22 protein-coding genes are annotated in these 26,005 nt (G+C 67.0%); 17 read left to right on the top strand and 5 right to left on the bottom strand.

Annotated features, from left to right (window positions below; all coding sequences use genetic code 11):
- Positions 1-8 precede the first annotated feature (8 nt).
- The gene (locus ACIGFL_RS18035) at positions 9-293 is read right to left on the bottom strand and encodes a DUF2782 domain-containing protein (protein WP_122109494.1); all 285 of its coding nucleotides are present in this window, start codon (positions 291-293) and stop codon (positions 9-11) included.
- 73 nt (positions 294-366) lie between these two features.
- Here ACIGFL_RS18035 and polA point away from each other — a divergent pair, with 73 nt between their 5' ends.
- Complete coding sequence (gene polA / locus ACIGFL_RS18030; protein WP_397498050.1) at positions 367-3,162, top strand: DNA polymerase I; 2,796 nt, start codon at positions 367-369, stop codon at positions 3,160-3,162.
- A gap of 457 nt (positions 3,163-3,619) precedes the next feature.
- Here the strand turns inward: polA and yihA are convergent, their stop codons facing one another.
- Positions 3,620-4,270: a ribosome biogenesis GTP-binding protein YihA/YsxC gene (gene yihA, locus ACIGFL_RS18025; RefSeq protein ID WP_397498191.1), complete on the bottom strand. Its 651-nt coding sequence runs from the start codon at positions 4,268-4,270 to the stop codon at positions 3,620-3,622.
- Positions 4,271-4,515: 245 nt separating this feature from the next.
- Here yihA and ACIGFL_RS18020 point away from each other — a divergent pair, with 245 nt between their 5' ends.
- From ACIGFL_RS18020 to ACIGFL_RS18000, 5 genes are all read left to right on the top strand, one after another.
- Complete coding sequence (locus ACIGFL_RS18020) at positions 4,516-4,806, top strand: c-type cytochrome (protein ID WP_397498049.1); 291 nt, start codon at positions 4,516-4,518, stop codon at positions 4,804-4,806.
- A 51-nt stretch (positions 4,807-4,857) separates the two neighbouring features.
- Positions 4,858-5,463: a cytochrome c gene (locus tag ACIGFL_RS18015; protein WP_021443641.1), complete on the top strand. Its 606-nt coding sequence runs from the start codon at positions 4,858-4,860 to the stop codon at positions 5,461-5,463.
- Positions 5,464-5,626: 163 nt separating this feature from the next.
- The gene (locus tag ACIGFL_RS18010) at positions 5,627-6,253 is read left to right on the top strand and encodes a thiol:disulfide interchange protein DsbA/DsbL (RefSeq protein WP_397498048.1); all 627 of its coding nucleotides are present in this window, start codon (positions 5,627-5,629) and stop codon (positions 6,251-6,253) included.
- 19 nt (positions 6,254-6,272) lie between these two features.
- Entirely contained in the window at positions 6,273-7,145 is an 873-nt protein-coding gene (locus ACIGFL_RS18005; protein ID WP_021443643.1) for an endonuclease/exonuclease/phosphatase family protein, read from the top strand.
- A gap of 9 nt (positions 7,146-7,154) precedes the next feature.
- Positions 7,155-8,930, top strand: coding sequence for a GGDEF domain-containing protein (locus ACIGFL_RS18000; RefSeq protein ID WP_397498047.1), 1,776 nt, complete (start codon positions 7,155-7,157; stop codon positions 8,928-8,930).
- A gap of 13 nt (positions 8,931-8,943) precedes the next feature.
- Here ACIGFL_RS18000 and ACIGFL_RS17995 read toward each other — a convergent pair whose 3' ends face one another.
- Complete coding sequence (locus ACIGFL_RS17995; RefSeq protein ID WP_397498046.1) at positions 8,944-10,470, bottom strand: nucleobase:cation symporter-2 family protein; 1,527 nt, start codon at positions 10,468-10,470, stop codon at positions 8,944-8,946.
- 229 nt (positions 10,471-10,699) lie between these two features.
- On the opposite strand from ACIGFL_RS17995, the gene ACIGFL_RS17990 reads away from it, so the two are divergent.
- A complete protein-coding gene (locus ACIGFL_RS17990; RefSeq protein WP_122109489.1) occupies positions 10,700-11,290 on the top strand; it encodes a MarC family protein in 591 nt (196 codons plus the stop codon).
- Positions 11,287-12,069 (top strand): N-acetylmuramoyl-L-alanine amidase, encoded by a 783-nt coding sequence (locus ACIGFL_RS17985; RefSeq protein ID WP_122109488.1) that lies wholly within the window; start codon positions 11,287-11,289, stop codon positions 12,067-12,069. Before ACIGFL_RS17990 ends, ACIGFL_RS17985 begins: the two co-directional genes overlap by 4 nt.
- Positions 12,070-12,124: 55 nt before the next feature.
- Here ACIGFL_RS17985 and ACIGFL_RS17980 read toward each other — a convergent pair whose 3' ends face one another.
- Together ACIGFL_RS17980 and algB are read right to left on the bottom strand one after the other, a co-directional pair.
- Entirely contained in the window at positions 12,125-13,855 is a 1,731-nt protein-coding gene (locus tag ACIGFL_RS17980) for an ATP-binding protein (protein ID WP_397498045.1), read from the bottom strand.
- Positions 13,852-15,195, bottom strand: coding sequence for a sigma-54-dependent response regulator transcription factor AlgB (gene algB / locus ACIGFL_RS17975; RefSeq protein WP_397498044.1), 1,344 nt, complete (start codon positions 15,193-15,195; stop codon positions 13,852-13,854). The genes ACIGFL_RS17980 and algB overlap by 4 nt, the downstream gene beginning before the upstream one ends.
- Positions 15,196-15,408: 213 nt before the next feature.
- On the opposite strand from algB, the gene ACIGFL_RS17970 reads away from it, so the two are divergent.
- The 9 genes from ACIGFL_RS17970 (at position 15,409) to ACIGFL_RS17930 (ending at position 25,957) form a co-directional block, all read left to right on the top strand.
- Entirely contained in the window at positions 15,409-16,239 is an 831-nt protein-coding gene (locus ACIGFL_RS17970) for a BON domain-containing protein (protein ID WP_397498043.1), read from the top strand.
- A gap of 46 nt (positions 16,240-16,285) precedes the next feature.
- Positions 16,286-16,720, top strand: a complete 435-nt coding sequence (locus tag ACIGFL_RS17965; RefSeq protein ID WP_021444183.1) for a PA2169 family four-helix-bundle protein — start codon at positions 16,286-16,288, stop codon at positions 16,718-16,720.
- Positions 16,721-16,896: 176 nt separating this feature from the next.
- Entirely contained in the window at positions 16,897-17,865 is a 969-nt protein-coding gene (locus ACIGFL_RS17960) for a PstS family phosphate ABC transporter substrate-binding protein (protein WP_021444184.1), read from the top strand.
- A gap of 166 nt (positions 17,866-18,031) precedes the next feature.
- A complete protein-coding gene (locus tag ACIGFL_RS17955) occupies positions 18,032-20,332 on the top strand; it encodes a phosphate ABC transporter permease (RefSeq protein ID WP_397498042.1) in 2,301 nt (766 codons plus the stop codon).
- A 15-nt stretch (positions 20,333-20,347) separates the two neighbouring features.
- Positions 20,348-22,024 (top strand): phosphate ABC transporter permease PstA, encoded by a 1,677-nt coding sequence (gene pstA, locus ACIGFL_RS17950; protein ID WP_178082573.1) that lies wholly within the window; start codon positions 20,348-20,350, stop codon positions 22,022-22,024.
- Between the two features lie 89 nt (positions 22,025-22,113).
- A complete protein-coding gene (pstB, locus tag ACIGFL_RS17945) occupies positions 22,114-22,947 on the top strand; it encodes a phosphate ABC transporter ATP-binding protein PstB (RefSeq protein WP_021443568.1) in 834 nt (277 codons plus the stop codon).
- Positions 22,948-23,116: 169 nt separating this feature from the next.
- Positions 23,117-23,845, top strand: a complete 729-nt coding sequence (phoU, locus tag ACIGFL_RS17940) for a phosphate signaling complex protein PhoU (protein ID WP_021443569.1) — start codon at positions 23,117-23,119, stop codon at positions 23,843-23,845.
- A gap of 126 nt (positions 23,846-23,971) precedes the next feature.
- Positions 23,972-24,874 (top strand): response regulator, encoded by a 903-nt coding sequence (locus ACIGFL_RS17935; protein WP_397498041.1) that lies wholly within the window; start codon positions 23,972-23,974, stop codon positions 24,872-24,874.
- A gap of 186 nt (positions 24,875-25,060) precedes the next feature.
- Positions 25,061-25,957: a peptidoglycan DD-metalloendopeptidase family protein gene (locus tag ACIGFL_RS17930; protein ID WP_397498040.1), complete on the top strand. Its 897-nt coding sequence runs from the start codon at positions 25,061-25,063 to the stop codon at positions 25,955-25,957.
- Positions 25,958-26,005: the final 48 nt, after the last annotated feature.

Here is a 26,005-nt window from a genome sequence, read left to right as displayed (position 1 = left end):
TAATTGCCTTACCAGCTAAAGATTTCCCAGGAAGGGATCAGCATGTCCGGATCGTCCGAACGTATGAAGTTGCCGTCGCTGCCGTCGGCGCGAACCAGGAAGTAGGGTTTGCCGTTTTTCGGAATGACCTTGATCGCGTAGAGAAAACCGTTGACCCGGTATTCCTGGATGGTGCGGTCGCCGTCCTGGCGGATGGTCACATCCGGGTCGCCGGAAACCGGATCTTCGGCATGCGCGGCGAGGGGGGCGCAAGCCAGCAGGCCGACCAGCAAAAGGCGTTTGACTGTACCCATGGTAACCTTGCTCCTTGATTTCAATGATGCGGTCATTCTAGCGCCGCACCCGCCGAAAAGGTTGATCCCGCTCATGAGCCAAGCCCCGCTGATCCTGGTCGACGGTTCCTCCTACCTGTACCGCGCCTTCCACGCCCTGCCGCCGCTGACCACCTCCAAGGGCCTGCCCACCGGGGCGGTCAAGGGCGTGCTGAACATGCTCAAGAGCCTGCGCAAGCAGTATCCGAACAGCCCCTTCGCCGTGGTCTTCGACGCCAAGGGCGGCACCTTCCGCGACGAGCTGTTCGCCGAATACAAGGCCAACCGCCCGTCCATGCCGGACGAGCTGCGTGTGCAGGTCGAGCCGCTGCACGCCAGCGTGCGCGCCCTCGGCCTGCCGCTGCTGTGCGTGGAAGGGGTGGAGGCCGACGACGTGATCGGCACCCTGGCCCGTCAGGCCGCCGGCGAGAAACGCGACGTGGTGATCTCCACCGGCGACAAGGACATGGCCCAGCTGGTCTGCCCGCACGTTACGCTGGTCAATACCATGACCGGAAGCGTCTACGATGCCGATGGCGTGAAAGAGAAATTCGGTGTCGGTCCCGAGCTGATCATCGACTACCTGGCGCTGATGGGCGACAAGGTCGACAACATCCCCGGGGTGCCCGGGGTCGGCGAGAAGACTGCCCTGGGCCTGCTGGTCGGCGTCGGTGGTGGCCTCGACGTGCTCTACGCCAACCTCGACAAGGTGCCCGAGCTGCCGATTCGCGGTGCCAAGAGCCTGCCGGCCAAGCTCGAAGAACACCGCGATATGGCCTACCTGTCCTACCAGCTCGCCACCATCAAGACCGACGTCGAACTGAACATCGCCATCGACGACCTGCACCCGGGCGAGCCGGATCAGGCGGCGCTGGTCGAGCTGTACGGCGAGCTGGAATTCAAGAACTGGCTCGACGAGCTGCTGCGGCAGAACAAGCACCTGGCGGCCAAGGCCGCGGCCCCGGCCGGCGACCTGTTCGCCGAGCCGGCCAGCGACAGCGCCGAGGACGTCGCCGAAGCGCTGCCGCCGAGTGCCGGCGACTACCAGCTGGTGCTGGAACAGGCGCAGTTCGACGCCTGGCTGAACAAGCTGGAGCAGGCCGAGCTGATCGCCTTCGACAGCGAGACCACCAGCGTCGACGCCCAGCAAGCGCAACTGGTCGGCCTGTCTTTCGCGGTCAAGGCCGGCGAGGCCGCCTATATTCCGCTGGCGCACAGCTATATGGGCGTGCCGCAGCAGCTCGACCGCGACCAGGTCTTGAACGCGCTCAAGCCGATCCTCGAAGACCCGGCCAAGGCCAAGGTCGGCCAGCACGCCAAGTACGACATCAACGTCCTGGCCAACGCGACGCCGCCGATTGCCGTGCAGGGCGTGGCCTTCGACACCATGCTCGAATCCTACGTGCTGGATTCCACCGCCACCCGCCACGACATGGACAGCCTGGCGCTGAAGTACCTCAATCACAGCACCATCCGTTTCGAGGACATCGCCGGCAAGGGCGCCAAGCAGCTGACCTTCGACCAGATCGCCCTGGAACAGGCCGGCCCCTACGCCGCCGAGGACGCCGACGTCACCCTGCGCCTGCACCAGGAACTGTGGCGCCGGCTCGAAGCCGTGCCGTCCTTGGCCAAGGTGCTGCGCGAAATCGAGATGCCGCTGGTGCCGGTGCTGGCGCGCATCGAGCGCAACGGCGCACTGGTCGACGCCAAGCTGCTCGGCGAGCAGAGCGTCGAGCTGGGCGACAAGCTGGTAGAACTGGAGCGCGAGGCGTTCGCCATCGCCGGCGAGGAATTCAACCTGGCCTCGCCCAAGCAGCTCGGCGTGATCCTCTACGAAAAGCTCGGCTACCCGGTGATCAGCAAGACCGCCAAGGGCCAGCCGTCCACCGCCGAGGCGGTGCTCGCGGAACTGGCCGAGCAGGACTTCGAGCTGCCCAAGGTGCTGATGCAGTACCGTAGCTTAAGCAAGCTCAAGAGCACCTACACCGACAAGCTGCCGGACCAGATCAACCCGCGCACCGGGCGCATCCACACCAGCTACCACCAGGCGGTGGCGGCCACCGGCCGGCTGTCGTCGAGCGATCCGAACCTGCAGAACATCCCGATCCGCACCGCCGAAGGGCGGCGCATCCGCCAGGCCTTCGTCGCGCCCAAGGGCTACCGGCTGCTGGCGGCCGACTACTCGCAGATCGAGCTGCGCATCATGGCCCACCTGGCCAAGGACGAAGGCCTGCTGGATGCCTTCCGCCACGACCGCGACGTGCACAAGGCCACTGCCGCCGAGGTGTTCGGCGTGGCGCTGGAGGAGGTGAGCAGCGATCAGCGGCGCAAGGCCAAGGCGATCAACTTCGGCCTGATCTACGGCATGAGCGCCTTCGGTCTGGCCAAGCAGATCGACGTCGACCGCAAGCAGGCGCAGGCCTATATCGACCGTTACTTCGCCCGCTATCCCGGCGTGCTGAGCTATATGGAACGCACCCGCGCGCAGGCCGCCGAGCAGGGTTATGTGGAAACCGTCTTCGGCCGCCGCCTGTACCTGCCGGAAATCCACGCGCAGAACCAGGCCATGCGCAAGGGCGCCGAGCGCGCGGCGATCAACGCGCCGATGCAGGGCACCGCGGCGGACATCATCAAGCGCGCGATGATCGCCGTGGACGCCTGGCTGCAGGACAGCGGCATCGACGCGCGGATCATCCTCCAGGTGCACGACGAGCTGGTGCTGGAAGTGCGCGAGGAACTGGTCGAGGAGGTCGGCGCGCAGATCAAGGCGCTGATGGGCGGCGCGGCGGAACTGGACGTGCCGCTGCTGGTGGAAGTGGGCGTCGGCGCCAACTGGGACGAGGCGCACTGAGGGGAGTCGCCGACCGGGCGTGGGGTGCGCTGCGCACCGGCGAGGGGCGGTCGGCGCTCCCACGAACAAGGCTCCAGGGAATCAGCAGGTCGCTGGTTATTGCGAATGGTTTTTAAAAAAAGGATGAACTTTCCGCGAAGGCGCCCGGTCAGAGTTCTTGAATGGCCGTTAAGCCTTTCAATGCTCCTATGTTGTGTTAAGTGTTGGCAGACATCTGAACCCCGCCCTAGCGGTTCAGACCTTAAACCCCGAACTTCTCCCTCCCCATACGAAGCTCGGGGTTTTTTTTGCCTGTAGAAAAGTGCCCGCTTGCGGCCTGCTCTCCGGGAGACGACTGCAGGGAGGCAGGAGTTGGAGCGACGCAGGATGCCCAAGCCGAGGGTGCCCGAAGGGCGGGAGAGGGAGCTTGCGCGCTCATGACGACTCGTCTCTCGGTGCGCCTGGCGCAGCCTAAGCGTCAGGCCTCCTGGGCGCCTTCTTCATCCTCTTCCGGCAGCAGATCGAGCCAGCCGGCCAACACCAGCTGCGCCTCTTCCACGCCCATGCGCTTGGGCGCCGAGAACAGCTGGATGCCGATGCCATCGCCCCACTGCTTGCGGATTTCCTGCTGTACCTTGAGCAGGGCGTTCTTCGCCGCGCCGAAGGCCAGCTTGTCGGCCTTGGTCAGCAGGATGTGCAGGGGCATGCCGCTTGCCACCGACCAGTCCAGCATCATGCGGTCGAATTCGGTCAGCGGGTGGCGGATGTCCATCATCAGCACCAGGCCGCAGAGGCTCTCGCGGCTGCCCAGGTAGGCCTCCAGGTGCTTCTGCCAGTGCTGCTTGAGCGGGATCGGCACCTTGGCGTAGCCGTAGCCGGGCAGGTCGACCAGGCGGCGCTCGTCGTCCAGGCGGAAGAAGTTGAGCAGCTGGGTGCGCCCCGGGGTCTTCGAGGTGCGCGCCAGGCTGGCGTGGGTCAGGGTGTTCAGCGCGCTCGACTTGCCGGCGTTGGAGCGGCCGGCGAAGGCCACTTCCAGGCCGCTGTCCTCGGGGCACTGGTCGACCTTGGCGGCACTGATGAGGAAGCTGGCCTGCTGGCACAGACCGATGATGGGGTTCTTCGGGAGCATGGGGGTATCCGGTGGGCGCCCCGCACTCGCCAGCTGGCGTTCGGGGACTTGCGACATTTCCGCGCACCTGCGGCACGCCAGGTGGCGCGGCAAGCGGCGTCGTTTCCGTTTCAGCGTTGCCAGTATATAATGCCGCAGATTTTGTGTGCGCTTTGTCCCACCCGCAGGAACCCGATTGCCGGGAACGATTAACCAGGCTGCTCGCTAGAAAGCAGAACGTTCCCCTCCCTGATGAGGTAGATCTGATGAAGAAAATGCTGCTCGCGGCTGCCGTAACCCTGCTGTCCTTCAACGGCCATGCCGCCCAGGATCCGCAAGCCGTGTACGACCGTGCCTGTGGCGTTTGCCATAACGGGCAGATTCCCACGGCCCCGCAAAAAGGCGACAAGGCCGCCTGGGAACCGCGTCTGGCCAAGGGCATGGATGCACTGGTACAGAGCGTCACCAATGGTTTGAATGCCATGCCGCCCCGCGGGTTGTGCATGGACTGCACGGCGGAGGACTACCAGGCGGTCATCAAGCTGATGACCGAATGAGTGGACCCGGCCGATAACCCTTATCTCTCTTAGCCGTAGTTGGATTAGCTGATGAACAAAGTACTCGTGAGTCTGCTGTTGACCCTGGGCCTCACCGGCCTGGCACAGGCTGCCGGCGATGCCGCAGCCGGTCAGGGCAAAGTCGCTGTCTGTGGCGCCTGCCATGGCGCCGATGGCAACAGCCCCGCGCCAAACTTCCCCAAGCTGGCCGGTCAGGGCGAGCGCTACTTGCTCAAGCAGCTGCACGACATCAAGTCCGGCAACCGCCAGGTGGTCGAGATGACCGGCATGCTGGATAACCTCAGCGACCAGGACATGGCCGACATCGCCGCTTACTTCGCCAGCCAGCAGATGAGCGTCGGCGCCGCCGATCCTAAGCTGGTCGAGCGCGGCGAAGCGCTGTTCCGCGGCGGCAAGCTGGAAGAAGGCATGCCGGCCTGCACCGGTTGCCACTCGCCGAACGGCGCCGGCCTGGATGCCGCGGGCTTCCCGCAGCTGGGCGGCCAGCATGCCACCTACGTGGCTAAGCAGCTGACCGACTTCCGCGAAGGCAACCGCACCAACGACGGCGACGCGATGATCATGCGCGCCATCGCGGCCAAGCTGAGCAACAAGGATATCGAGGCGGTTTCCAGCTTTATCCAGGGTCTGCACTAAGAAGTTGTTCTAAGCGACCACTGTTGCAGTTGGTAAGACAAAGGGTGGCCACGGCCACCCTTTTTCGTCTGCGCCGCGGCTACAATGGCCGGAACCTGCCCGGTGGCGGTCGGTCTTAGTAGCGATTCGCCATGAGGCGATGCCTACCTCCAAGGAGTACTCCATGCGTAACCTGATTTTCGGCGCCGCTCTGGCCCTCAGCAGCCTGTTCGGCGTCGCCGCCCATGCCGAGCCCGTCGCCGGCCAGCAGTACGTCGAGCTGAAGAGCCCGGTGCCGGTGTCCAAGCCCGGCCAGATCGAGGTGGTGGAGCTGTTCTGGTACGGCTGCCCGCATTGCTACCAGTTCGAGGCCACGCTCAACCCCTGGGTCGAGGAACTGCCGGAAGACGTCAACTTCGTGCGCATCCCGGCGCTGTTCGGCGGCATCTGGAACGTGCATGGCCAGGCGTTCATCACCCTGGAAAGCATGAAGGTCGAGCAGAAGGTGCATGACGCCGTGTTCAACGCCATCCACCAGGAGAAGAAGAAGCTGGCCTCCGCCGAGGAATTCGCCGACTTCGTCGCCACCCAGGGCGTGGATCGCGGCGCCTTCCTCAAGACCTTCAACTCCTTCGCCGTCAAAGGCCAGATGGAGAAGGCCAAGAAGCTGGCCATGGCCTACCAGGTCACCGGCGTGCCGGTAATGATCGTCGGCGGCAAGTACCGCTTCGACATCGGCTCGGCGGGTGGTCCGGAACAGACCCTGAAGGTCGCCGACCACCTGATCGCCAAGGAGCGCGCCGCGCTCTGAGCGGCCGCTGGCGCCGACCATGCTGCGCCGCTGGCGACAGACCCGCGCGGTTGGCCTGTGCGATCCACAGGTCAACCCGCATTGCGCCGCTGATGCCCAATGGCCCGCCGACGGCCTGCTGCGCCTGCTCAGCTTCAACGTCCAGGTCGGCATCAACACCCAGCGTTACCATCACTACCTGACCCGCAGTTGGCAGCACCTGCTGCCGCATGCCGGGCGCAGCGGCAACCTGCAGCGCATCGGCGACCTGCTCGCCGATTTCGACCTGGTGGCATTGCAGGAGGTCGACGGCGGCAGCCTGCGTTCCGGCTACGTCAATCAGGTCGAGTACCTGGCCCAGCAGGGCGCGTTTCCCTACTGGTACCAGCAGCTCAACCGCAACCTCGGGCGTCTCGCCCAGCACAGCAACGGCGTGCTCAGCCGTCTGCGTCCGACCCTGCTGGAGGATCATCCGCTGCCCGGCCCGCCGGGGCGCGGGGCGATCTTCCTGCGCCTGGGCGAGGGCGAGCAGGCGCTGGGGGTGGTGATGATGCACCTGGCCCTCGGCCCGCGCACCCGTACCCGGCAACTGGCCTACATCCGCGAGCGGGTCGGCGAGTTCCGCCACCTGGTGCTGATGGGTGACATGAACACCCACGCCAGCGACCTGCTGGAGAACTCGCCGCTGCGCGACCTTGGCCTGATCGCGCCGCAGGTTCAGGCGACCTTCCCCAGCTGGCGGCCGCAGCGCTGCCTCGACCATATCCTGCTCAGCCCGGGGCTCGAACTGGGGCGGGTCGACGTGCTCAGCCAGCCGATCTCCGACCACCTGCCGGTGGCCGTGGAAATCCGTTTGCCGCGCGCTCAGAGTAGTGGCCAAACGCCTATGCTGAAGGCGCCCTCCCGTGGATAAGCAGGCCGTATGAGCGATGACGCGCAACGCTGGAAAGACAAGTACCTGAGCAGCCTGGAGCAACAGGAAAGGCTCGAACGGCGCTGGGAGTTGCGCCTCGACCTGCTGCGCCGCGGCCTGGTGCGCAGCAGCCTGGCCGCCGAGGGGGCGGACAAGGCGGTCGACCAGTGCATGCAGGAGATGCGCGACATCCTCCGCCGCGACGACATGGACGCGGCGCTCGGCGGCCTGATCCCGCGCCTGGAGAAGGCCGTGCTGGATTCCGAGCTGCGTCGCCAGCAGCGCGCCGGCGAGGCCACCGCGGCGCTGACCCGACTGGTCGAACAGTTGCAGCAGCTGCAACCGCCGCGCGAGGTACGCAAGGCACTGAAGACGCTGGCCAAGCAGTTGCACGAGGCCAGCGGCCAGACGCATCAGCTGCCGGCGCTGCTCAGCCAGCTGAGCAGCCTGCAGGGGCAGGCGCTGGAGGTGCTGCGCACGCCGGCGGCCGAGCAGCCCGGCCTGCTGCAGCGGCTGTTCGGCCGCCGCGGCGAGGCTGGTGGCGCCGGTGAGGCGAGCGAGCCGGCGCATGCGACGTCGCCGCTGGTCGAGGTGGCGCAGGTGCCTGGCGCCAGCGCGCCTTCTGCGCCGCCGACCGCGGCGCCGCTGCCGGCGCTGGACAGCCTGCCGCTGCCGCCGGGGTTGCTGGCGCAGGGCGAGGACGAGACGCAGCGTTTCGCCCTGCCCGGCAGCGAGCCCGGCTACAGCGCGGTGGCGCCGCATATCGCCGAGAGCCTGCTGGGCCTGCTCGCCGAGCTGGAGCTGCCGGCGCGTCACCAACCGCAGGGCGAGGCGCTGCGCCAACGGGTGCAGGGCGGGCTCAACTGGTACGAGCTGGTGCCGGTGCTGGACGACCTGGCGGTGCTGGTGTTGGCGGTGAGCGACAGCGGCCAGCGCGAATTCGCCGGTTACCTCAAGCAGCTCAACGAGCGCCTGGCGGCCTTTATCGGCACCCTGAGCGAGGCGCACGAGGGCTACAGCGAATCGGTCGAGAGCGCGCGCGACTTCGACCGGCAATTGCGCGAGCAGGTCAGCGGCCTGCAGCACAGCGTGCAGAGCGCGGCGGATCTGGATGCGCTCAAGCAGGCCCTGGAGCAGCGTCTGGACGGTCTGCTGCAGACCGTCAGCAGCCACCAGCGCCAGCGTGACGGCCGCGAGGCCGAGGTGGCCCAGCGCCTGCAGAGCCTGGTGCAGCGGGTCGCCGAGATGGAACGCGAGGCCCAGCAGTTTCGCGAGCACATCGAGGAGCAGCGGCAGAAGTCCCTGCTAGACCCGCTGACCGGCCTGCCCAACCGTGCCGCCTGGAGCGAGCGCCTGGAGCTGGAGACGGCGCGCCGCCTGCGCTACGGCGGCGAGCTGCTGCTGGCGGTGCTCGACGTCGACCATTTCAAGCGGATCAACGACAGCTACGGTCACCTGGCCGGCGACCGGGTGCTGAAGATCATCGCCGGCGAACTGCACAAGCGCCTGCGCAAGACCGACTTCATCGCCCGTTACGGCGGCGAGGAGTTCGTCCTGCTGATCCCGGCGACGCCGCTGGACGGCGGCGTGCAGCTGCTGGAGACCCTGCGCACGGCCATCGAGGCCTGCCCCTTTCACTTCAAGGGCGAGCCGGTGACCATCACCCTCTCCGCCGGGCTCGCCGAATTCCGTGGCGAGGAAACCGCCGAGGCGGCGTTCGAGCGCGCCGACCAGGCCCTGTATCGAGCCAAGGCCGGCGGGCGCAACCGCATCGAACTGGGCTGAGACGCGTTGCCCCTCAGTGCTCCGCCAACGCCGCCTGGCGCCGGGGCTGCGGCTGGCCGTGTACGTCCTCTTCTTCCAGCAGCGGCACTTCCTGGCCCTGCGCGTCGTACAGCTTGCCGCCGACGAAATGGTCGCCGTCGTGCAGGGCGGCGATGTCGCGGTAGCGCAGGCTGCGCTCGGTGCCGGCGACGAACACCGACTGCTGGTCCGAGTTGCCGGCGGTGAAGTGGTTGAACAGCAGGTTGAGCAGGATCGCCATGATCGCCGCCGAGCTGATGCCGGAGTGGAAGATGGTCTCGAACCAGGCCGGGAAGTGGTGGTAGAAGCTCGGCATGGCGATGGGGATCATGCCGAAGCCGATCGAGGTGGCGACTATCACCAGGTTCATGTTGTTGCGGTAGTCGACCTTGGCCAGGGTGCGGATGCCGCTGGCGGCCACGGTGCCGAACAGCACCACGCCGGCGCCGCCGAGCACCGAGGTGGGCACTGCGGCGATGATCCGACCCATGATCGGCAGCAGGCCGAGGGTGACCAGGATCAGCCCGCCGGTGGCCACCACATAGCGGCTCTTGACCCCGGTGACGGCGACCAGGCCGACGTTCTGGGCGAAGGCGCTCTGGGTGAAGGAGCCGAACAGCGGCGCCACCGCGCTGGCGATCATGTCCGCACGCAGGCCGTTGCCGAGGCGCTTGGAGTCGACCTTGGTGTCGATGATGTCGCCGACGGCGAGGATGTCGGCCGAGGTTTCCACCAGGATCACCATCACCACGATCAACATCGAAATAATCGCCGCCAGCTCGAACACCGGCATGCCGAAATGCAGCGGCGTGGGGAAGGCCAGTACCGGGCCGGCGCCGACCTTGGAGAAGTCGGCCATGCCGAAGGCCAGGGCCACCAGGGTGCCGATCACCATGGCCAGCAGGATCGACAGGCGCGAGATGGTGGCGCTGCCGACCTTGCTCAGCAGCAGCACGGTGGCCAGGGTGAAGGCAGCCAGGCCGATATTGGCCATGCTGCCGAAGTCCGCGGCCTGGCTGTTGCCGCCCATGGCCCAGCGCGCGGCCACCGGCATCAGGGTCAGGCCGATGGTGGTGATGACGATGCCGGTCACCAGTGGCGGGAAGAACTTGGTGATCTTGGAGAAGATCGGCGTGATCAGCAGGCCGATCAGCGCCGCGCCTATCACTGCGCCGAACACCACCGGCAGGCCGCCTTCGCCGCCATTGGCGCCGACTATGGCGACTATGGTGGCGACGCTGGCGAAGGACACGCCCTGCACCAGCGGCAGCTGACAGCCGAAGAACGGCAGGCCGAGGGTCTGCAGCAGGGTGGCGGCGCCGCCGACGAACAGTGAGGCGGCGATCAGCAGGCCGATGTCGGCGGGCGACAGCCCGGCCGCTTGGCCGACGATCAGCGGCACCGCGACTATGCCGCCATACATGGTCAGCACGTGTTGCAAGCCATAGAGGAGATTGGCGCCGATGCCGAGATTCTCGTCCTCGGGACGCGGGGCAGGAGCGCTGGTGGGGGTGGACGTCATGGTGAGGCTACTCGCTGTTGTTCTTGTCCGGTCAATGTAGACAAATTTTTATTATTTTGGCTACTACTTTGTATACATTCTTACGAGTGGTGTTTCTCGATACGATTTCGACAATTCCGGTCACAAAGGCATCGCCTGCGGTCTCTTCGCTGCAATCTGACTGCCGCGCCGGCTCGCGGCGAAGCCCAGCCAGGCCCTAGACTATCTGCCTGACCCACTGGAGACGCCCATGGATATCTTCAGCATCGCCGTGCTGATCTTTCTGGTCACCGACCCCTTCGGCAATATCGCCATCTACATCGCCGCGCTGAAGAACGTCGAGCCGCGCCGCCGGATCTGGATCGCCGCGCGCGAGCTGCTGTTCGCCCTGGCCCTGCTGCTGCTGTTTCTCACCTTTGGTGACAAAGTCCTCAGCAGCCTGGGCCTGTCGCGCGAGGCAACCGCCATCGCCGGCGGTATCATCCTGTTCGTCATCGCCATGCGCCTGATCTTCCCCAGTCCGCAGGGCCTGCTCGGCGACGTGCCGGATGGCGAGCCGATGCTGGTGCCGCTGGCCACCCCGGCGGTGGCCGGGCCCTCGGCCCTGGCGGTGCTGATGACCCTGCGCAACACCCATACCGGGCCGCTCTGGGAGCTCTACCTGGCGCTGCTGCTGGCCTGGGCGGCGACGGCATTCATTCTGCTGCAGGCCTCGTTCCTGCAGCGGTTTCTCGGAACCCGCGGGTTGACGGCGGTGGAACGACTGATGGGCATGCTGCTGATCATGCTCAGCGTCGACATGTTGCTGGACAACCTGCAAAGCGTATTCGGTCACGCATGAAGTCTCTCTGCCTTAGTCTCGTTCTTGCCTTGCTCGCCGGTTGCAGCGCTGGGCTGCGCATCGACGACAGCCACACCGCAACGGGGCAGAACAGCCGCGTGCAGTACGTGGTGCTGCACTACACCTCCACCGACCTGGCGCGCTCGCTCAAGCTGCTCACCGAGACTGAGGTGAGCAGCCATTACCTGATCGGCGACGCGCCGCCGACCATCTACCGTCTGGTGGATGAGAATCGCCGGGCCTGGCACGTCGGCGTCAGCGAGTGGCAGGGGCGCACCTGGCTCAACGCCTCGACCATCGGCATCGAGCTGGTCAACCAGGGCTACTACGAGACCCCGGCCGGTCGCTATTGGCAGCCCTTCGCCCCGCAGCAGATCGACAGGCTGATCGTGCTGCTCAAGGACATCGTGCAGCGTCACCAGCTACCGCCGGGCGCGATCATCGCCCACAGCGACGTGGCGCCGCAGCGCAAGGTCGACCCGGGCCCGCTGTTTCCCTGGAAGCGCCTGGCCGACGAGGGCCTGCTGCCCTGGCCGGACGAGGCGGCGGTGGCGCGCCAGCAGGCGCTGTTCGCCGCCAGCCCGCCCAGCGTGCAGTGGTTCCAGGAGCAGCTGGCGCGCCAGGGCTACGCGGTGCCGCAGCACGGCGAGCTGGACCAGGCCACGCGCAACGTCATCGCCGCCTTCCAGATGAAGTACCGCCCGGCCGACTACGCCGGCCAGCCGGATGCGGAAACCGCCGCGCGCCTGCTGGTGCTCAACCAGCAGACGGCCGGGTAGCGGGCGCCATGCACGGCGCTGCCGGTGCGCGCGGCGCCCCCTGCGGCGAGGGCGGCTACAGCGGCAGGGCCAGGTAGAAGCGGCTGCCGCGCCCCGGTTGCGACTGCACGGCGATCTGCCCGCCGTGCAGCTGGACGATCTCCTTGCACAACGCCAGGCCCAGGCCGGCGCCGCCCTTGCGCCGGCCGACCTGGACGAAGGGCTCGAAGATGCGCGTCTGCTGGCCGTAGGCGATGCCTTCGCCGTCGTCCTCGACGCCGAGGATCAGGCGTTCGTCCAGGCGCCGCGCCTGCAGGCGGATCTGCCCGCCCGGGTGGCTGTGGCGCAGCGCGTTGCCGAGCAGGTTGTCCAGCACCCGCTCCAGCTGCAGGCGGTCGGCGCGCAGGCGCGGCAGCGGCTCGTGCAGCTCCAGGCCCAGGTCGATCTCGCGTTCGGCGGCGTCGCAGGGCGCCAGTTCCAGCTGCTGCAGGCCGTTCTGGTAGCGGGAGAAATTCAGCAGGTCGTTGATCAGGCGCAGCAGGCGCTGCATCTCCTCGTCGACGGTGCGCAGCAGGTCGGCCTCGCGGCTGCCTGCGGCGAAGTGCAGGCGTTCCTGCAGCAGGGCGAAGGCCATGTGCATGCCGGTGACCGGGGTGCGCAGCTCGTGCGAGGCGCGCAGGACGAACTCGCGGCGCACGCGCTCGAAGGCGCGCTGCTCGGTGACGTCGCGCAGCACCATCACCGCACCGAGCAGCGGCCCCTGCTCGTGGCACACCGGGGTCAGGCTGTAGGCCAGCAGGCGGGTCTCGCCGGCGGCCTCGATGGCCAGGTCGTCCGGCGCCCGCTGCGGGCTGACCCCGGCCAGCACCAGCTGCAGCTGCTCGTCCAGGTCCGCCCGCTGCAGCGCCTGGCCGAGCGACTGGCCCCTGGGCACCGCGTCCCAGCCCAGCTGACGCTGCGCCACCGGGTTGCCGTGCTCCAGGCGGCCCTGGCGGTCGAGGATCAGCAGGCCGTCGTCGATGCTGTCGAGCACCGCCTGCAGGCGCCGCTGCTGGCCGACCAGGGCCTCGACGTTGGTCGCCTGGAACTGGCGCAGGGCCTCGGCCATCAGGCCGAAGCGACGGCTCAGGGCGGCCATTTCCGGCAGCGGCGAGAGCGGCAGGGTGACCTGGAAGTCGCCCTGGCCGATCTGGTCGGCGGCGCGCGCCAGCGCCTCGATCGGCCGGCCGAAGCGCTGCGCCAGGCTGTGCGCGGTGACGAAGCCGATCAGCAGCACGGCCAGGCCGATCAGGCCGAGCAGGCCGGCGATCAGCCAGGCGCGCTGGCGGGTGCTCGCCTCGGCCTCGTCGACGGCGGCGACGTAGCGGTTCTGCAGGGCGTTGATGCGTTCGCGCAGGGCTTCCTCTGCCTGGCCTAGGGCGTCGCTCTTGAGCAGCTCGCGGCGCACCGTCAGCGGCTTGGCCAGCAGCGCGTCGAAGCGCGCGTAGGCGCGCTCCACCTCGGCCAGGGCCTGGTGGTCGCCGGCGGCGCGGGCGTTGGCGTTGGCCTGCTGCAGCCATTGGCGCAAACGCGCGTCGGCGGCCTGCAGCGCCTCGCGGTCGAGCTGCTCGGCGAGCAGCAGGCCGACCTGCTTGCCCAGCTCCTGGCGCATGCCCAGGCTGGCGTCGATGATCTGCAGGTTGCGGGTCATCGCCTGGCTCTGCTGCTGGGTCAGCTGCAGCACGCTGAACATGCCCAGCAGCAGGCCGAGCAGGGCCACGGTGAGCAGCGCGCTGCCGCTGAGGAACAGCCGGGTGCGCAGCTTCACAGGCCGAACTGCTTGCGCTTGCGGTACAGCGTCGAGGCGTCTATGCCGAGGGTGCGCGCGGCCTGGTCGAGGGTCTCGCTGGTCGCCAGCACCGCGGTGATATGGGCCTTCTCCAGCTGTTCCAGGCTCAGCGCGGCGCCGATGCGCGGCGCGCCGCTCTCGACCGGCTCGCCCAGGCCGAGGTGCTCGGGCTCGATCAGCTCGGCGTTGCAGATGATGCTGGCGCGTTCGATGACGTTGCGCAGCTCGCGGATGTTGCCGGGCCAGGCGTAGCCCTGCAGCGCCTCGCGCGCGGCGTCGCTGAAGCCGTGCACGGGGCGGGCGTATTCCCTGACGAAGCGGGCGAGGAAGCCTTCGGCCAGCTGCAGCACGTCCTCGCTGCGCTCGCGCAGCGGCGGCAGGGTCAGGGTGATGACGTTGAGGCGATACAGCAGGTCTTCGCGAAAGCGCCCCTCGCCCACCATCTGTTCGAGGTCGAGGTTGGTCGCTGCGAGGATGCGCACGTCGGCGCGGCGCGTCACCGGGTCGCCGACCCGCTCGTACTCCTTGTCCTGGATGAAGCGCAGCAGCTTGGGTTGCAGGGGCAGCGGGAAGTCGCCGATCTCGTCGAGAAACAGGCTGCCACCGTCGGCCTGGTTGACCCGGCCCAGGGTGCTCTCGCTGGCGCCGGTGAAGGCGCCGCGGCTGTGGCCGAACAGCTCGCTTTCCATCAGCTCGGCGGTCAGCGAGGGGCAGTTGATGGTCACGCAGGCCTTCTTCGCCCGCTTGCTCCAGCCGTGGATGGCGCGCGCCAGCTCGCCCTTGCCGGTGCCGGATTCGCCGAGGATGAGGATATTGGCGTCGGTGCCGGCCACCTGCCGCGCGGTTTCCAGCACCGCCATCAGCGCGGGGCTGCGGCTGTCCAAGTGGGCGCCGGGTTGGCGCACCTGGTCTTCCAGGGCTTCCAGGCGCGCCGCCAGCTGGCGCACCTCCAGCTGCTTGGCGGCAGCCAGGCGCAGCTGTTCCGGGCTGCACGGCTTGACCAGGTAATCGGCGGCGCCGGCCTGCATGGCATCCACCGCGGTGTCCACCGCCGAGTGCGCGGTGACTATCACCACGCGCATCCAGGGCGCCTGCACGCGCAGCTGCGCCAGCAGGTCGAGGCCGTTGTCGTCGCCCAGGCGCAGGTCGAGGAAGCACAGGTCGAACACCTGGCGCTGCAGCAGCGCCTCGGCCTGCGCCGCGCTGCTGGCGCCGGCGACCTCGTAGCCCTGGTCCTCCAGGCAGTAGCGGAAGGTGCGCAGGATCGCCGCCTCGTCGTCGACCAGGAGGATGCGCCCGCTGTGTCCTGAATCTGCCATCGTCGTGCTCCATCTGACTGGGTGTGTGGCATTAGTCAGGGAAAAATCATGCAAGTTGCACGGCGATTTCGCCGCGACCCTGCAGCCTGCATGCCGATGAGATTCTTCGATATTGTCTAAGTATTTGTTTTTATTGATTTTGTTTGGGGTGAGAACGCTGGCATAGGGCTTGCGAAAGTCCAGGTAACGATCGACTTGCCGAGGCCCCCCGCCATGCCCCCGTTCAAGACTCTGATGCTGGCCGGCAGTACCGCCCTGCTGCTGAGCCTGACGCCGCTGGCCAGCCATGCCGCCGAGACCGAGCTGAGCCAGCAGCTCGCGGCGGCGCGCCAGGAAGGCTCGATCTGGACCGCCTTCGCCCTCAATCGTCACCTCAACCCGTTCCGCCTCGACATCGCCGTGGAAGACGGTCGGGCCCGCCTCGAGGGTCGGGTGGAGAGCGCGGTGCAGAAGGAGCTGGCCGAGCAGGTGGCGCTGAGCGTCGAGGGGATCGAGGCGGTGGACAACCGCATCGAGGTCGACGCCGCTACCGCCGAGGGCGAGCCGCCGGGCCTGGTGCAGCGCCTGGAGGACGCCAGCCTGGCGGCCACGGTGAAGTCCAAGCTGTTGTGGAACAGCAACACCCGCGGCCTGGACATCCAGGTCAAGAGCCAGAACGGCGCGATCACCCTCAGCGGCCACGCGCAGACCCCGGCGGCCAAGGAGCTGGCCGGCCAGCTGGCGGGCAATACCGACGGCGTGCGCGAGGTGTTCAACCACCTCAGCATCAGCACCGCCGACAGCAGCGCCAGCGAGATCGAAGTGGCCGCCGAGGAGGCGCGCGAGGCGATCAGCGACGGCTGGATCACCAGCAAGGTCAAGGCCAGCTTCGTCTACAGCCGCAACCTGGATGCGCTGAACATCGCGGTGAGCACCGAGGATGGTTTCGTCAGCCTGCGCGGCAGCGTGCTGAGCAGCGCCGAGAAGCGCCTGGCGGTGGACATCGCCCGCAATATCCGCGGCGTGCGCGGCGTCGACGCCGATGCCCTGCGCATCGACGGCTGAACGCCGGACGCCGCATTCGCCAGTCCCATAGCCGAGGAGAACCGCCATGAGCAGCAAGACCGCACAACTCAACGAACTGATCGAGATCACCCGCGACGGCCAGCGCTTCTACGAGCACGCCCACGACGAGGTCAAGGACATCCGTCTGCAGGCGCTGTTTCGCGACATGGCGCGCGCCAAGACCGAGGTGATCGACGCCCTGGCGCGCAGCGTGGCGGCCAACCACAGCCAGCCGGCCAGCGGCGGCACCCTGCTGGGCAAGCTGCGCCAGCTCTACGCCGATACCCGCGCCACCCTGGCCAAGGATGAGGACGCCACCTACGTGGCGCAGCTGGAGGAGAGCGAGGACCGCATCCTGCAAGCCTTCGAGGACGCCCTGGAGGGCGCGGACCAGGATCTGCGCGTACTGCTGGCGATGGAGATGCCCAAGGTGCGCGCCTGTCACGAGCGCATGCGCGCACTCAAGCACAGCCTGCAGTAGGCGCGTCGCTGCGTCCTGCCAGGCCCCCGTGCGCGCTGCGTGCGGGGGCCTGGGCGGTGGCGCGCACAAATTCGGCGACGTTCACGTAACTGTCATATTCGCTTCATAGAGTGTTCACGTGGCCTGCAGATACTTGGGCCCGTTCCATCCAACACTAATCCTGCTAGGAGCAAGGCATGAAACTGAAGCGTTTGATGGCGGCCCTGACTTTCGCCGCCGCTGGCGTAAGCGCCGTATCTGCTGTAGCCGCCGTCGACCCGGCTCTGCCGACCTACGAAAAGACTTCCGGCGTATCCGGCAACCTGTCCAGCGTCGGCTCCGACTCGCTGGCCAACCTGATGACCCTGTGGGCCGAAGAGTTCAAGAAGCAGTACCCCAACGTCAACATCCAGATCCAGGCCGCCGGTTCCTCCACCGCGCCGCCCGCTCTGACCGAAGGCACCGCCAGCATGGGCCCGATGAGTCGTGCGATGAAGGATGCCGAGATCCAGGCGTTCGAAGAGAAGTACGGCTACAAGCCGACCGCCGTGCCGGTGGCCATCGACGCCCTGGCCGTGTTCGTGCACAAGGACAACCCGATCAAGAGCCTGGACATCGCTCAGGTCGACGCGATCTTCTCCAGCACCCGCCTGTGCGGTGGTGCGACCGATATCAAAACCTGGGGCGACGTCGGCCTGACCGGCGAGTGGGCGACCAAGCCGATCCAGCTGTTCGGTCGTAACTCGGTCTCCGGCACCTACGGCTACTTCAAGGAAGAAGCCCTGTGCAAAGGCGACTTCAAGGCCAACGTCAACGAGCAGCCGGGTTCGGCCTCGGTGGTGCAGTCGATCTCCAGCACCCTCAACGCCATCGGTTACTCGGGCATCGGCTACAAGACTTCCAGCGTGAAGACCGTACCGCTGTCGAAGAAAGGCGGCGAAGCCTTTGACGCCAACGAAGAAAACGCCCTGGCTGGCAAGTTCCCGCTGGCCCGCTTCTTCTACGTCTACGTCAACAAGGCGCCGAACAAGCCGCTGAGCCCGCTGGATGCCGAGTTCGTCAAGCTGGTGCTGTCCAAGCAGGGCCAGGAAGTCGTGGTCAAGGACGGCTACATCCCGCTGCCGGCCAAGGTGGTCGAGAAGACCATGAAGGAACTGGGTCTGTAAGTCTGGCCTCGCGCTAGGCGCTGTAAGCGGCGCGGCCCGCCACTCTTCGGAGTGGCGGGCTTCGTCATGTCAGCCGGCTGTAACCTTTCTGTCATACAAGCCCGCTAGATTGGCAAGCCTGGGCAGCCGCATGCGCTGCAAACAAGCTCGCGCAGAGATTTCTCGCATGAATGACTTGGCAAACGACACCGTGAACCGCTCACCGAATCAGGGGGTCGAGAATCCCCTGGGGATCGACTTCAATACTCCCTCCCTGCAGCGCAAGCGCCGCCTGCGCGCGCTGAAGGATCGCTTCGCCCGCTGGGCGGTTTCCGTCGGCGGCATGGCGGTGCTCGGTGCCATCACCCTGATCTTTTTCTATTTGGCCTATGTGGTGCTGCCGATGTTCCAGGGCGCCGACCTGGACAGCCGCAAGCCGGTCCAGGCCGCCTGGCTGGGCGAAGCCGGCGCGCCGCTGCTGCTGACCCTGGAAGAGCAGAACCAGATGGCCATGCGCCTGGACCAGAGCGGTCAGGTGCAGTTCTTCGATGCCAAGCAGATGCAGCCGCTGAGCAGCGTGCAGCTGCCGATTCCGGCGGATGCGCGCATCGTTTCGGTCGGCCAGGACCAGCCGGGCAGCAACCGCGTGGCTCTGGGCCTGTCCAACGGCCAGGTGCTGGTGTTCCGGCATGTCTACAAGCTCAGCTACCCCAACGATGTGCAGACCATCACGCCGAGCATCGAGTACCCCTTCGGCGCCGCGCCGATCGAGCTCGATGCCCAGGGCCGCGAGCTGGATCACGTCGGCCTGAGCCTGAACGGCGGCACCCTGATGCTGGCCGGTTCCACCGGTACCGAACTGCACGTGCTGAACCTGGGCCGCGAAGAGAACCTGATGACCGGCGAGGTCACCCTCAGTGAAGAGCGCGTCGCCCTGCCGCAGATCGCCGAGCCGATCAAGGCACTGATCATCGACCCGCGCCACCTGTGGCTGTACGTGGTCAACGGTCGCGCCACCGCCGATGTCTTCGACCTGCGCAGCAACAGCCTCAACGGCCGCTACAAGCTGCTGGAGAACGGCAAGCTGGAGGTCAGTCAGGCCACCTCGCTGCTCGGCGGCATCTCGCTGCTGATCGGCGACAGCAGCGGCGCTATCGCCCAGTGGTTCATGGTGCGCGAAGCAGACGGCAAGGCCGTGTTGAAGTCGATCCGCAGCTTCCAGCTGGGCGACAGCCCGATCGTGCAGATTCTCCCGGAAGAGCGCCGCAAGGGTTTCCTGGCGCTGGACGAGCAGGGCAACCTGGGCATCTTCCACAGCACCGCGCACCGGACCCTGCTGGTCGACCAGGTCGCCGAAGGTCAGGTGCTGGCCGCCCTGTCGCCGCGCGCCAACCGCGTGCTGGTGGAGCGCGAGGGCCAGCTGCAACGTTGGATCATCGACAACCCGCACCCGGAGATTTCCTGGAGTTCGCTGTGGGGCAAGGTGTGGTACGAGAACTACGACGCGCCTGGCTACGTCTGGCAATCGACCTCCGCCAGCACCGACGCCGAACCCAAGCTGAGCCTCGCACCGCTGGCCTTCGGTACGCTCAAGGCGGCGTTCTACGCCATGCTCCTGGCCGCGCCGCTGGCGATTGCCGCCGCGATCTACACCGCCTACTTCATGGCCCCGGCCATGCGCCGCAAGGTCAAGCCGGTGATCGAGCTGATGGAGGCGCTGCCGACAGTGATCCTCGGCTTCTTCGCCGGCCTGTTCCTCGCGCCCTACGTGGAAGGCCATCTGCCGGGCATCTTCAGCCTGCTGATCTTTACCCCGATAGGCATTCTGCTGGCCGGCTACCTGTGGAGCCGCCTGCCGGAGTCGATTCGCCTGAGCGTGCCGGATGGCTGGGAGTCGGCGCTGCTGATCCCGGTGATCCTGCTGGTGGGCTACGTCTCGCTGGCCATGAGCGGGCACCTGGAGAACTGGCTGTTCGACGGCGACATGCGCATGTGGCTGAGCAACGACCTGGGCATCCCGTTCGACCAGCGCAACGCCCTGGTGGTCGGCCTGGCCATGGGCTTCGCGGTGATCCCGAACATCTACTCGATCGCCGAAGACGCGGTGTTCAGCGTACCCAAGAGCCTGACCTTCGGCTCCCTGGCCCTGGGCGCCACGCCCTGGCAGACCCTGACCCGGGTGGTGATCCTCACCGCCAGCCCGGGCATCTTCTCGGCGGTGATGATCGGCATGGGCCGCGCCGTCGGCGAAACCATGATCGTGCTGATGGCCACCGGCAACACCGCGATCATGGACATGAACATCTTCGAAGGCCTGCGCACCCTGGCCGCCAACGTGGCGGTGGAAATGCCCGAGTCGGAAGTCGGCGGTACCCACTACCGCGTGCTGTTCCTCTCGGCGTTGGTGCTGCTCGGCTTCACCTTTGTCATGAACACCCTGGCGGAGCTGGTGCGCCAGCGTCTGCGCGTCAAGTACGCCTCGCTCTAAGGTTTGGGAAGGTATATGGCCGTGAAACAGAACAACCTGAAAACCTGGTTCAAGAGCGGTACGCCGTGGATCTGGATGAATGCCGGCGCCGTATCGATCGCGGTGATCATGACCCTCGGCCTGCTGCTGGTGATCGCCGTACGCGGCCTCGGCCACTTCTGGCCGGCGAATATAGTCGAAGCCGACTACCAGGTGCCGGGTCAGGAAGCCCGGGTGATGGCCGGCGAAATCACCCAGATCGAGGAAGTGCCGCGCGCGCGTCTGGCCGCCTCCGGCTTGCCGGTGGATGTCGAGGGCGGCGAGTTCATGACCCGCGAGCTGTTCAAGGTGGGTAACCGCGACGTGTATGGCGCGGACTTCACCTGGGTGGTCGGCGAATGGCTGAGCAATCCGCGCACCCCGGAAAACCTCACGGCGCTGGAGCGCCGCGAGTGGGGCAACTTCTACGGCTACCTGGTCAACGTCAAGGAAGCCGGCGAGCTGGTGGCCGAAGGCGATGCCAGCTGGCCCGCGCTGCAGGAACGCATCGCCCGCGTCGAGAAGCTGCACAAGCAGCTGGTGCGCCTGGAGAAGAAGGACATCGGGCGGATCAACGCCGGGCTCGAGCGCGTGCGGCTGCAAACCCGCAAGCTGGAGTTGCAAGGCCGGCTGGATGACGTCGCCCGCGCCGAGCTGGACGCCGAGCGGGCGCAGTGGGATGCCGAGTACAAGGTGCTGGAAACCGAGCTGATCGCCCTCAACCAGGCGTTCAACCGCGACAGCGTCACGCTCAAGACCGTCGATGGCCGCGAAGTCACCATCAGCCTGGGCAAGGTGGTGCGGGCCTTCCAGCCCAATGCCATGGGCCTGGGCGAGAAAATCGCCTTCTACTTGGCCAAGCTGTGGGAATTCGTCAGCGACGACCCGCGCGAGGCCAACACCGAGGGCGGCATCTTCCCGGCGATCTTCGGCACCATCATGATGACCCTGATCATGGCCGTGATCGTCACCCCGTTCGGCGTGGTGGCGGCCATCTACCTGCGCGAGTACGCCAAGCAGGGCCCGCTGACCCGGGTGATCCGCATCGCGGTGAACAACCTGGCCGGCGTACCGGCGATCGTCTACGGCGTGTTCGGCCTGGGCTTCTTCGTCTACGTGCTGGGCGGCTCGCTGGACCGCCTGTTCTTCCCGGAAGCCGCCCCGGCGCCGACCTTCGGCACCCCGGGCCTGCTGTGGGCCTCGCTGACCCTGGCGATCCTCACCCTGCCGGTGGTCATCGTCGCCACCGAGGAAGGCCTGGCACGGATCCCGCGGGCAGTGCGCGAAGGCTCCCTGGCCCTCGGCGCGACCAAGGTGGAGACCCTCTGGCGCGTGGTGCTGCCGATGGCCAGCCCGGCGATGATGACCGGCCTGATTCTCGCCGTGGCCCGCGCCGCCGGCGAGGTGGCGCCGCTGATGCTGGTGGGCGTGGTCAAGCTGGCGCCGTCGCTGCCGGTAGATGGCAACTACCCCTACCTGCACCTGGACCAGAAGATCATGCACCTGGGCTTCCACATCTACGACGTCGGCTTCCAGAGCCCCAACGTCGAGGCCGCGCGGCCGCTGGTGTACGCCACCGCGTTGCTGCTGGTGCTGGTCATCATCCTGCTGAACTTCAGTGCGGTGTATATCCGCAACCACCTGCGCGAGAAGTACAAGGCGCTGGATCACTAATTCTGCGGCAGGCGGCAAGCTGCAGGCACCGGGCGAGAGCCGGCCTGCGGCCTGTAGCTTGAAGCCTATAGCCTCCGAAGGAGACTGTTATGCAACACGAAGCCCATACCCACGGTATCGACCTGGCCGCCCTCGGCCGCGACAAGCAGAGCCTCAACCTGGCCAGCGAGACCACGGCCATCGCCGTGCCGGGGCTGAACCTCTACTACGGCGAGAAGCAGGCACTGTTCGACGTCAAGATGGAGATCCCGCGCCAGCGCGTCACCGCCTTCATCGGCCCGTCGGGTTGCGGCAAGTCGACCCTGCTGCGCACCTTCAACCGGATGAACGACCTGGTCGACGGCTGCCGCGTGGAAGGCGAGATCAACCTCGACGGGCGCAACATCTACCGCAAGGGCGAGGACGTCGCCGAGCTGCGTCGCCGCGTCGGCATGGTGTTCCAGAAGCCCAACCCCTTCCCCAAGAGCATCTACGAGAACGTGGTGTACGGCCTGCGCATCCAGGGCATCAACCAGAAGCGCGTGCTCGACGAGGCGGTGGAGTGGGCGCTGAAGAGCGCGGCGCTGTGGGACGAGGTCAAGGATCGCCTGCACGAATCGGCCCTCGGCCTGTCCGGCGGTCAGCAGCAGCGCCTGGTGATCGCCCGCACCGTGGCGGTACAGCCGGAAGTGCTGCTGCTCGACGAACCCTGCTCGGCGCTCGACCCGATTTCCACGCTCAAGGTCGAAGAGCTGATCTACGAACTCAAGAGCAAGTACACCATCGTCATCGTCACCCACAACATGCAGCAGGCGGCGCGGGTGTCCGATTACACGGCGTTCATGTACATGGGCAAGCTGATCGAGTTCGGCGACACCGACACCCTGTTCACTAACCCGGCCAAGAAGCAGACCGAGGACTACATCACCGGTCGTTACGGCTAAGGCCATGGCAAATACTCCCTGGCTTTGTCGGGCGCGCTTGCCGTACTCATCGTACTGTCAGCGCACGCCCTTCGGGCCAGAGAGCATTTTCCAAGGGCCTTGATACTTAATGCAGGGTGCGCCGCGCGCACCATGGTCACCCAAGCCGGCAGCTTTCGCGGAGCGAAACATGATCAACAAAGACAACCTCACCCAGCACATCTCCCAGCAGTTCAACGCCGAACTGGAAGAAGTGCGCAGCCACCTGCTGGCCATGGGCGGCCTGGTGGAGAAGCAGGTCAACGACGCCGTCACCGCGCTGATCGAGGCCGACTCCGGCCTGGCCCAGCAGGTGCGCGACATCGACGACCAGATCAACCAGATGGAGCGCAACATCGACGAGGAGTGCGTGCGCATCCTCGCCCGGCGCCAGCCGGCGGCCTCCGACCTGCGCCTGATCATCAGCATCTCCAAGTCGGTGATCGACCTCGAGCGCATCGGCGACGAGTCGACCAAGATCGCCAAGCGCGCCATCCAGCTGTGCGAGGAAGGCGAGTCGCCCAAGGGCTACGTCGAGGTGCGGCATATCGGCGACCAGGTGCGACGCATGGTGCAGGAGGCCCTCGACGCCTTCGCCCGCTTCGATGCCGACCTGGCGCTGTCGGTGGCGCAGTACGACAAGACCGTCGACCGCGAGTACAAGACCGCGCTGCGCGAACTGGTCACCTACATGATGGAAGACCCGCGCTCGATCTCCCGCGTGCTCAACGTGATCTGGGCGCTGCGTTCGCTGGAGCGCATCGGCGACCACGCGCGCAACATCGCCGAACTGGTGATCTACCTGGTGCGCGGCACCGACGTACGGCATATCGGCCTGACGCGCATGCGCGAAGAGGTCGAGGGCAAGCCCGGCGCCTGAGCCGGCGCTGGTTGTCGCACGGCAGGGCGTCGCGGTGCGCCCTAGCGCCGGGGGTTATGCGCTTTTCCGTTGGCCTTTGGCCACTGGCCATGACTATGCTTAACGCCATTCGTACAGGAGAGGCCGATGAGCAAAGTCAGTGTGCTGGTGGTGGACGACGCGACCTTTATCCGTGATCTGGTCAAGAAAGGGCTGCGCGATCACTTCCCCGGCGTACAGATCGAAGAGGCGGTCAACGGGCGCAAGGCCCAGCAGCTGCTGGGCCGCCAGCCGGTCGACCTGATCCTCTGCGACTGGGAGATGCCGGAGATGTCCGGCCTCGAGTTGCTGACCTGGTGCCGCGAGCAGGACAGCCTGAAGACCACCCCCTTCATCATGGTCACCAGCCGCGGCGACAAGGAAAACGTGGTGCAGGCGATCCAGGCCGGCGTCTCCGACTACATCGGCAAGCCCTTCTCCAACGAGCAGCTGGTGACCAAGGTGAAGAAGGCGCTGAGCCGCGCCGGCAAGCTGCAGGCCCTCGCCGCGAGCGCCCCGCCGAAGATGCTCAGCAGCGGCGCCTTCGCCAACGACTCGCTGGCCGCCCTGACCGGCGGCAAGGCCGAGGTGGTCAAGCCCAGCGCGCCGGCTGCCGCACCGCTTGCGGCGGCTGCCCCGGCCGCCTCGCCTGTGGCCGCGAGCAAGGCGCCGGCCGGCCGCGGCCAGGGCCAGCTGCGCCTGCCGGGCGGCAGCATGGCCTGCGTGATCAAGGCGCTGAGCCTCAAGGAGGCGCTGCTGGTGGTCAAGCGCACCGAACAGCTGCCGCAGGTGCTGGAGAGCGCGGTGCTCGACCTGGAGCAGGGCGAGGCGGCCGAGACCGCCCGGCTCAACGGCTACCTGCACGCCGTGGCGGCGCTGGAGCCTTCGCCTGCCAGCGAGTGGCTGCAGCTGAGCTTCCGCTTCGTCGACCGCGACCCGCAGAAACTCGACTACCTGTCGCGCCTGATCGCCCGCGGCACCGCGCAGAAGCATTTCGTCCCCGGCGCCTGAACCCGCCGCCCCTAGCCCGGATGCGATCCGGGGAAAGATGCAGCGCTTGCCCCGAAACGCCCCGCCCCCGGCCGACCGACGGCGGTGAGCCGGTTCACAGCCTGAGGCTCGGCGCCTGGCACGGCCGCGCAGGCGCTGCTAGCCTTGCTAACCCAGATATCGAAAAGCCATAAGACCCGAGTCGTTATGCTAGGGCGTCTGATTTTCCTCTGCAGCCTGCTGGTCCTCAGCGGCCAGGCCGCTGCCCTGACCATCTACAAGTACGTCGACCAGAACGGCGTGGTGACCTATAGCGACCAGGCGGCGCCCGGCGCCCAGGTGTTCGTGTTCCGCGACCGCATGGTCGAGCGCCTGGACAACCAGGTGAAGCTGGAGACCCAGCAGCACGAGGCCGGCGAGACCCTGCTGGTGCGCAACGACCTGTACGCCCCGGTGGAGATCGAGCTGCGCCTGGAACAGGTGGAGAACGCCGTCGGTGCGCCGGACAAGCCGATCCGTTGGGTGCTGCCGCCGCGCAGCAAGATCCGCCTGGCCACCCTGGCGCCGCGCGAGGCCGGCCAGCCGCTGCGCTACAAGCCCAGGCTGCGCTATGCCCTCGGCGACCCGCGCCTGCAACCGAGCATCCACCGCTACCCGCTGCCCTGGCGCGGCGGCCCGTTCCGCCTGACCCAGGGCGCCGGCGGCAAGTACAGCCATTTCACCCCCAAGGGCCGCTACGCCATGGACATCGCCATGCCCGAAGGCACGCCCATCGTCGCCGCGCGCGGCGGCGTGGTGGTCAAGACCGAGAACCAGCAGAGCGGGCGCGGCAACAACCCGGCCGGCAACTTCGTGCGCATCCTCCACGACGACGGCACCATGGGCGTCTACCTGCACCTGATGAAGGGCTCGGTGAGCGTGCGCGAGGGCCAGCGGGTGGAGACCGGCAGCCTGCTGGCGCGCTCCGGCAACACCGGCAACAGCACCGGCCCGCATTTGCACTTCGTGGTGCAGCGCAACGTCGGCCTGGCGGTGGAGTCGATTCCCTTCAGCTTCCGCCAGCCGGTGGACAGCCTGCCCAACTTCGCCGTCGGCGGCGAATAGCGCCGAGCCAATAAAAACGGCGACCCGAGGGTCGCCGTTGCGATGAAA

Origin of the sequence: Pseudomonas sp. NPDC077649 (genome assembly GCF_044542855.1) — a bacterium.
Classification (GTDB): domain Bacteria; phylum Pseudomonadota; class Gammaproteobacteria; order Pseudomonadales; family Pseudomonadaceae; genus Aquipseudomonas.
This window is presented reverse-complemented; position numbering and strand designations above follow the sequence as displayed.

Bases quoted from the DNA above. Each gene is read 5' to 3' on its own strand.
- ACIGFL_RS18010 (WP_397498048.1), top strand. From the start codon at position 5,627: ATGCGTAACCTGATTTTCGGCGCCGCTCTGGCCCTCAGCAGCCTGTTC.
- polA (WP_397498050.1), top strand. From the start codon at position 367: ATGAGCCAAGCCCCGCTGATCCTGGTCGACGGTTCCTCCTACCTGTAC.
- ACIGFL_RS17955 (WP_397498042.1), top strand. From the start codon at position 18,032: ATGAATGACTTGGCAAACGACACCGTGAACCGCTCACCGAATCAGGGG.
- ACIGFL_RS18005 (WP_021443643.1), top strand. From the start codon at position 6,273: ATGCTGCGCCGCTGGCGACAGACCCGCGCGGTTGGCCTGTGCGATCCA.
- ACIGFL_RS17995 (WP_397498046.1), bottom strand. From the start codon at position 10,470: ATGACGTCCACCCCCACCAGCGCTCCTGCCCCGCGTCCCGAGGACGAG.
- ACIGFL_RS17985 (WP_122109488.1), top strand. From the start codon at position 11,287: ATGAAGTCTCTCTGCCTTAGTCTCGTTCTTGCCTTGCTCGCCGGTTGC.
- ACIGFL_RS18015 (WP_021443641.1), top strand. From the start codon at position 4,858: ATGAACAAAGTACTCGTGAGTCTGCTGTTGACCCTGGGCCTCACCGGC.
- ACIGFL_RS18035 (WP_122109494.1), bottom strand. From the start codon at position 293: ATGGGTACAGTCAAACGCCTTTTGCTGGTCGGCCTGCTGGCTTGCGCC.
- ACIGFL_RS17960 (WP_021444184.1), top strand. From the start codon at position 16,897: ATGAAACTGAAGCGTTTGATGGCGGCCCTGACTTTCGCCGCCGCTGGC.
- pstA (WP_178082573.1), top strand. From the start codon at position 20,348: ATGGCCGTGAAACAGAACAACCTGAAAACCTGGTTCAAGAGCGGTACG.
- yihA (WP_397498191.1), bottom strand. From the start codon at position 4,270: ATGCTCCCGAAGAACCCCATCATCGGTCTGTGCCAGCAGGCCAGCTTC.
- ACIGFL_RS18000 (WP_397498047.1), top strand. From the start codon at position 7,155: ATGAGCGATGACGCGCAACGCTGGAAAGACAAGTACCTGAGCAGCCTG.
- phoU (WP_021443569.1), top strand. From the start codon at position 23,117: ATGATCAACAAAGACAACCTCACCCAGCACATCTCCCAGCAGTTCAAC.
- ACIGFL_RS17965 (WP_021444183.1), top strand. From the start codon at position 16,286: ATGAGCAGCAAGACCGCACAACTCAACGAACTGATCGAGATCACCCGC.
- ACIGFL_RS17930 (WP_397498040.1), top strand. From the start codon at position 25,061: ATGCTAGGGCGTCTGATTTTCCTCTGCAGCCTGCTGGTCCTCAGCGGC.
- ACIGFL_RS17935 (WP_397498041.1), top strand. From the start codon at position 23,972: ATGAGCAAAGTCAGTGTGCTGGTGGTGGACGACGCGACCTTTATCCGT.
- ACIGFL_RS18020 (WP_397498049.1), top strand. From the start codon at position 4,516: ATGAAGAAAATGCTGCTCGCGGCTGCCGTAACCCTGCTGTCCTTCAAC.
- ACIGFL_RS17990 (WP_122109489.1), top strand. From the start codon at position 10,700: ATGGATATCTTCAGCATCGCCGTGCTGATCTTTCTGGTCACCGACCCC.
- algB (WP_397498044.1), bottom strand. From the start codon at position 15,195: ATGGCAGATTCAGGACACAGCGGGCGCATCCTCCTGGTCGACGACGAG.
- ACIGFL_RS17970 (WP_397498043.1), top strand. From the start codon at position 15,409: ATGCCCCCGTTCAAGACTCTGATGCTGGCCGGCAGTACCGCCCTGCTG.
- pstB (WP_021443568.1), top strand. From the start codon at position 22,114: ATGCAACACGAAGCCCATACCCACGGTATCGACCTGGCCGCCCTCGGC.